Below are 1,100 nucleotides of genomic sequence, written 5' to 3' on the forward strand. Positions count from 1 at the left end.
TCTATGTCGAGGCGTTCGAGACCATCACCGGCCAGACCTTCGAGCGTCCGGACCCCAGCGAACCGGTGCTGGACCGCGTACGGCGCAACCTTGAGGCCTATCTGGCCCGATAACACCGCTTCTCGCGGTCGCGGGGCGTGGCTAGACTGCTTCGCATGGTCCTTAGGGTTCACATCGACACCGACTGCGGCGTGGACGACGCCCTGGCGCTGGCCTTGCTGGCGCGCGCGCGTCAGGCGGTCGAGGTGGTGTCCGTCTCGGCCGTGTTCGGCAACACCTATGTCGACCAGGCCGCCGCCAACGCCCGGGGCGTGCTGCGCCTCGCCGGCTGCGGAGCCGAGGTCTATATCGGCGCCGGAGCCGGGCTGGCGCGCCGCCGCGTGGAGCGCATGCGGCCGGCCCACGGCGTCGACGGCCTGAACGGCGCGGGCTTCTCCCAGCGCTGGAAACTGCCGGAGCTGGAGCGCGGCCACTCGGCCAACTTCCTGGCCTTCGCCGCGCGCCGCCGCGTCACCGGCCTGTTCCTGGGACCGCTGACCAACCTGGCCAAGGGTCTGCTGGAGGATCCCGCCGCCTTCCGCCACTGGCGACCCACCGTGATGGCCGGGGCGTTCGAGGTTCCGGGCAAGGCGGCCGGCGGCGCCGACTTCAACACCTGGAGCGACCCCGACGCCCTGCAGCGCGCGCTCGAGTCCGGCGTCATGCCGCGCCTGACGCCGCTGGACGTCACCAGCCAGGTGTTGATCACCGCCGAGGACCTGGCGCGAGGCGCGGACCGGTGCGGCTCGCCCCTGGCCCAGCGCCTGACCACGGCGGCGGGGCCGTATATCGCCTTTCACCAGCAGGTCTGGGGCGGCGAGGGTTGCCGGCCCCACGACGCGGTGGCCGCGGCCAGCCTGATCGCGCCCCAGCTCTTCACCTTCGAGCCCGCGCGCCTGCGGGTGATCGTCGACGGCGAGCGTCAGGGGCGGATCGAGCGGATCGAGGGTCCCCCCAACGCCGAGGTGTGCGCCGGCCTTGACGCGGAGGCCGTCAAGCGATTGATCCTCGGCGGCCTGTTCGGGCGCGACGCGCTCGAGGCGGCTTGACGGGCGGGCCTG

Annotated in this window: 1 protein-coding gene; it reads left to right on the forward strand. The window is 72.8% G+C overall.

Features of this window, described 5'->3' with window-relative positions:
• Positions 1–155 precede the first annotated feature (155 nt).
• The gene (locus NKJ21_RS27510; RefSeq protein WP_302931854.1) at positions 156–1,088 is read left to right on the forward strand and encodes a nucleoside hydrolase; all 933 of its coding nucleotides are present in this window, start codon (positions 156–158) and stop codon (positions 1,086–1,088) included.
• The last annotated feature ends 12 nt before the right edge of the window (positions 1,089–1,100 follow it).

Source organism: Klebsiella sp. SWET4 (genome assembly GCF_024296565.1).
Lineage (GTDB): Bacteria > Pseudomonadota > Gammaproteobacteria > Enterobacterales > Enterobacteriaceae > Klebsiella > Klebsiella variicola.